Source organism: Streptomyces sp. RP5T, assembly GCF_003933965.1.
Lineage (GTDB): Bacteria > Actinomycetota > Actinomycetes > Streptomycetales > Streptomycetaceae > Streptomyces.
Genome location: NZ_RSAJ01000623.1, coordinates 1 through 4,710 on the forward strand (window position 1 = coordinate 1; position 4,710 = coordinate 4,710).

Consider the following 4,710-nt stretch of genomic DNA (forward strand, 5'->3'; position numbering starts at 1 on the left):
CCCCGGCTCCCGCCGGGGAAGAGCCCGCGCGGAAGACCCTGTGACCGCGACGACGGCCGGGGCCGGTCCGCCGCCGCCCTTCCCGACGACGGAACGGCTCGACCCGTCCGCCCTGCACGGCGGCGAGCCGTTCACCGTCGTCTACGGGCCGGGCGTGGGGGACGTGTTCGTCGACAGCGCCTACCAGGTGTGCGTCCTGGAGCAGGCGCTGTGGCGACTGCTGCGCGCGGAGGGGTACGAACGGATCGTCTTCAGTTCCCTGGAACACCCCGTCTACTTCCGGGACGAGACCTCCCGGGCCCTGTCCGGCGGCGCGGGCGCCCGGACCGCGCGCGCCCGCCCGGGCGTCATGCGCCACCGGCAGCTCAGGGGACCGCTGGGCGGCCTGGACGTGCGGGCCGGACGCGGGAGCGGCCCCGGCACGGAACCGGAGCCCGCGGGACCGGCGCGGCCGCGGCCGTCCACCGGAATCAGCGACCCGTTCAGCGTGAGCACCCTGACCGGCCATCTGCGCCAGACCCGCGTCCGGACCGCGGTGGTCTTCTCGCACGCCGAGGAGAGCCTGCGCCACACCACCGCCCCGCGCGAGCTGGCCGGCGCCATGGAGCGCTGGGCCCATCACGGCAACGACCGCAACCTCTGGGTCCTGGTCTTCCGCAAGTCGACCCTGGACGAGGTGGCCGACTTCGTGCGCGCCCAGGGGCACTTCCCGTTCCTGGAGACCTTCGTCGACGATCAGCGCTCCGCGGCCGGACACGGCGGCACCTACCGTGTCGGCCACCCGGAGGCCGCCGAACTGGAACGGCTCGTCCACGAGGTACGGCTGCGCCGGGGGCTGCGGATCGCGGACTGGCGGGAGCTCGATCCGATCGTCAAGGCGATGGCCGCCCACCCCGGCAAGGCGCTCACCTGGCACACCCGGCTGGGCAGACTGGCCCACAGAGGCGGGGAACTGAGCCGGGACACCGTACGGCAGTGGCTGGGCTCGGTGTCCGCCGACGGGCGCACCGCCTGGGAGCGGCTGGAGGCGATGCAGGGGCTCGACGCGCTCAAGCAGTACTTCGAGCAGTTGCGGGCCGAGACGGAGGCGGACGGCGAACTGCGTGCCCTGGGGCGGGCCACGACCGCCGAACCACCCGCTCTGCACCTGGTGTTCACCGGCAACCCGGGCACCGGGAAGACCACCGTGGCACGGCTTGTGGGGGAGATGTACCGCGACCTGGACCTGCTGGCGCGCGGTCACTGCGTCGAGGCGAGGATGAGCGACCTGGTGGCCGGATACGTCGGCCAGACGGCCGCGTTGACCAACCGGACCGTCGACCGGGCCCTGGACGGTGTGCTGTTCATCGACGAGGCGTACGGACTCAGCGACCAGCGGGACGGGTTCGGCGACGAGGCGATCCAGACGCTGCTGAAACGGATGGAGGACGACCGGGGCCGGCTGGTCGTGATCGTCGCCGGATACCCGGGGAAGATGAAGGAGTTCCTGGCGGCCAACCCCGGGCTCGCCAGCCGGTTCCCGCTGGACAACGTCCTGGACTTCCCCGACTTCGACACCGGCACCCTCACGGCGGTCCTGCTGCGCCGCCTGGAGGAGCGCGGACTGCGGCTCGCGGAGGGCGTGGCGGACACGTTCCGGGACGTCGTCGCTCAGATGCGCAGGACCGCGGGCGAGGACTTCGCCAACGCCCGGGACATGCGCACCCTCGCCGACGGCATCGCCAAACGCTGGGCCCGGCGGGTCCGGCGCGACGTCACGGTCCCGGTCACCGTCGACGACCTGCCCGACGCCTACCGGGGGTATCTGCCCCGCCCCGCGCCGGACCCGTCCGCGTTGCTCGCCGAGCTCGACGAGTACGTCGGGATGAAGCCGGTGCGGGAGGTCCTGGAGAACCTCGCCAACCGGCTGCGCATGCGGCAGGCGCTGAACAAGGGTGGGCCGGCCGCGCCCCACATGCTGTTCACGGGGCCGCCCGGGACGGGCAAGACCACCGTGGCCCGGCTGATCGGCAAGCTCTTCCATGACCTCGGCCTGCTCCGCAAGCAGCACGTCGTCGAGGTGACCCGCACCGACCTGGTGGCGAGCTACGTCGGCCAGACCGCGCCGCTGGTGCGCAAGGCGGCGCACGACGCCCTGGACGGTGTGCTGTTCATCGACGAGGCCTACGGCCTGGTGCGGGACACCCAGGGGGGTGGCGGGTTCGGCGCCGAGGCCATCGACACCCTGATCCGGGAGATGGAGCACTGGCGGGGACGCCTGGTGGTGATCGCGGCCGGTTACCCCGAGGACATGGACCAGTTGCTGGCCTTCAACCCGGGCATGCCGTCGCGCTTCACCGTCCGGGTGCCCTTTCCGGAGTACTCCCTCGACGACCTGGCCGAGATCCTCCGCCGGATGGCCGCGGCGGAGGGGTACACCCTGGGCGACGGCGTCCCCGACCGCGCCACCCGCTGGCTGCACGCCACCCGCCTCGCCGACCCCGCCGCCTTCGGCAACGCACGCACCGTGCGCGGTCTGCTGGGCACCATGGAGGGCCGCATGGCCGCCCGCTTCGCCCAGAACGGAACCGCCGACGGCGAGTTCCGTCCGGAGGACGTCCCGGACCCGCCGGCGATCCCGCGGCGGCCTCGATGAAACCGCCGCAGCCCGCGCGGTGGCGCGGTGGAGGTGGGCGGCGCAGCACGCGGGCGCGAGATGAGGCTGCGGCACAGGCGACGGCCTGCCGCCGCCGGATCCGCGCGAGATCGGTCCGCCGACGGCGAGTCCTGGCCGGAGGGCGCCCAGGATTCCCCGGCGATCCCGCGGCGGCCCCGATGACCCGCCCGCCTCAGGTCGCACGGCGGCGACCTCACGGCACGCGAGCCGATGCTCGGCGAGGTGCGGGTGGGGCACAGGCGGCGGCGACCGCACGGCTGCGTGGGCTGTCCGTCACCGTCCGGTGTGGCCCCCGGCCCGCCGAGTGGCCGGCCCCCGGGGGAGCGGGCCGTCATGCGCAAGACGGCCACCCCAGGCGACGCCGGTCAGGTGCGGGTCAGCATCGTCCGGCCCTCGGCGTCCCGTTCCTCCCGGTCCCGCAGTACCACGGTGAGAGCCTCGTCGGCCTCGTGGAGCCGCCGTTCGACGGTGTCCGCGAGGGCCTCCACCTGCTCCAGGGTGAGTCCGCCCTCCGCCGGGGCCGGGCCGTCCGCAGCCGCCGCCCCCCGCAGCGCGCGGGCCAGCTCCCGGTCGGCCCGCGCATGCCGGTTCAGGGAGGCCAGCCGGGCGCCCTGCGCGGCGTGCACGGCCTCCAACCGGTCCTGGTAGTCGGCGAGTTCCGCCTGGCTCGCCCGGTACTCACGCTCCGCCGCGGCCAGGGCCTTCTGCGCCGTCGCGGCCCGCTCCAGGGTCTCGCGTGTCTGCGGGGCCAGCAGCGCGAGCCGCTCCTCGGTGAGCCGGACCAGCGCGTCGCTGCTGGTGCGCAGCGACTGGTCGACGCCGGTGTCGCGCCCGCGCAGCTCGGCCAACCGCGCGCCGATGACCTGCTGTTGGTCCTGGAGCGCGTCCAGGGCGTCCACCAGCCGCTCCAGCCGGCGCAGTTCGTCCACCTGACGGCGCAGTTCCTCGTGCTCGGCCAGGCGGCGGCGCAGCGCGTCCTCCGTGGTCGTGAGGTGCTCCAGCGTCTGGCGCGCGGCACGCACCCGGTCGGCGGTGTCCGTCAGCTCGCGCATCAACTCCGCGGAACCCCGGGCCACTTGCGGGCCGGGGCGGGCGGCCGCGATCAGCCCCGGCAGTTCCCGGGCCAGCTCCCGGCCGTCCGTCAGGGCGTCGTCCAGCGCGTACAGGGCGGCGAGGGCCGGCGCCCCGCTCTCCCCGCCGTCCGTGTGGCGCAACGAAGCGGCCGCCCAGCGCAGCGCCTGGCCCAGCACCCGCAGGGCGGCCTCCTGTTCGCTGACGTCGGCGGCGGCCAGCGTCTCCGTGATGCCTCGCCTGCTGTCGTCCACGGTGCCCTCCCTCGGAGTTGGTGATGTTTCCTGACAAAGACACATGAACTTGTAGCAGCGACATTATTCTCTATGCCCATCATCCAATAGACACAATTCGGGGTAATCATGGCGGAGTTAGTGCGTTTCCACGCCGCTGACGGTGCGACGCTGCTCGTCGAGGTCGACGACGAGGAGGTCGACCTGGAACGGATCGGCGTCCGCGACAGCCACGGTGTCGCCGAGGCCGGGCGGCACCTGGAGGAGGCCCTGGCGGTGGTACGCCCCGCACTGCGGTCGGTCGTGGACTTCGTGGGCGCACTCGCGCCGGACGAGTACGAGGTCGAGTTCGGGATGAAGCTCAACGCCGAGTCCGGTGTCGTGATCGCGAAGACCGCCCTGGAGGGCCACTTCAACGTCAAGATCCACTGGAGCGGTCCCGCCTCCGGCAGCGGGGCGTGACTCCGTGACCGCCCCCGAGGAGCGCGCCCCCTGGCAGGTGAGCGTCCACCGCACCCCGGACGCCGTCCCGTCCGGCGCCGGACTGCTGGCCACACCGGGACATGTGCTGACCTGCGCCCACGTCGTACGGGAGAGCGCGGCGCCCGGCCACCCCGAGGAACCGGTGTACGTCCGGTTCCAGCACGCGCCGGAGCACGAGCCGATCCGTGCCACCGTGGTGCCCGACGGCTGGCACCCGCTTACCGGAACCGGCACCGCCGACATCGCGGTCCTCGAACTCGCCGAGCC

4 protein-coding genes are annotated in these 4,710 nt (G+C 73.6%); 3 read left to right on the plus strand and 1 reads right to left on the minus strand.

Features of this window, described 5'->3' with window-relative positions:
• Window positions 1-40 precede the first annotated feature (40 nt).
• Entirely contained in the window at window positions 41-2,635 is a 2,595-nt protein-coding gene (locus EHS43_RS37810; protein WP_125195141.1) for an AAA family ATPase, read from the plus strand.
• A 386-nt stretch (window positions 2,636-3,021) separates the two neighbouring features.
• Here EHS43_RS37810 and EHS43_RS48860 read toward each other — a convergent pair whose 3' ends face one another.
• Window positions 3,022-3,981 (minus strand): hypothetical protein, encoded by a 960-nt coding sequence (locus EHS43_RS48860; protein ID WP_125195142.1) that lies wholly within the window; start codon window positions 3,979-3,981, stop codon window positions 3,022-3,024.
• Between the two features lie 108 nt (window positions 3,982-4,089).
• Between EHS43_RS48860 and EHS43_RS37820 the strand changes: the two genes are divergently transcribed.
• Together EHS43_RS37820 and EHS43_RS37825 are read left to right on the plus strand one after the other, a co-directional pair.
• Entirely contained in the window at window positions 4,090-4,422 is a 333-nt protein-coding gene (locus EHS43_RS37820) for a CU044_2847 family protein (RefSeq protein ID WP_125195143.1), read from the plus strand.
• Between the two features lie 4 nt (window positions 4,423-4,426).
• A partial coding sequence (locus EHS43_RS37825) for a trypsin-like serine protease (RefSeq protein ID WP_125195144.1) occupies window positions 4,427-4,710 on the plus strand: 284 nt, incomplete at its 3' end.

Coding starts and splice junctions, on each gene's coding strand:
- EHS43_RS37820 (WP_125195143.1), top strand. CDS start 4,090: ATGGCGGAGTTAGTGCGTTTCCACGCCGCTGACGGTGCGACGCTGCTC.